The sequence below is a fragment of the Halalkalibacter lacteus genome (assembly GCF_036663595.1).
In the GTDB taxonomy this organism is placed as follows: Bacteria; Bacillota; Bacilli; order Bacillales; family Bacillaceae_D; genus Halalkalibacter; species Halalkalibacter lacteus.
Window position 1 is genome coordinate 1 of sequence record NZ_JAWRVL010000297.1, and the last position, 259, is coordinate 259.

At 53.7% G+C, this 259-nt stretch carries 1 pseudogene; it reads left to right on the forward strand.

Features of this window, described 5'->3' with window-relative positions:
• Positions 1-185 (forward strand): annotated as a pseudogene (locus SAZ04_RS22420) (D-lactate dehydrogenase); the annotation flags it as partial.
• Positions 186-259: the final 74 nt, after the last annotated feature.

Genomic DNA, 259 nt, shown 5'->3' on the forward strand with positions numbered 1-259 from the left:
AAAAGATGCTGGCGATTTTGCATACTCGTGGGGCGGAATATCCGGCAGAGCATAATGTCGGGCATCTGTATCAGGCCCAGCCACAGCTCACCGCGTTTTACCGCAAGCTCGACCCCACCAACAGCTTTATTCCGGGCATCGGTAAAACCAGCAAGCTAAAAGGCTGGGCGGTAAAACAGCCCTAACCGGGCACATCGCACCTGAACAGTTTAAAATGGGCGGTCAGCGAAAATGACCGCCCATTTAGTTAGCGAGGAGG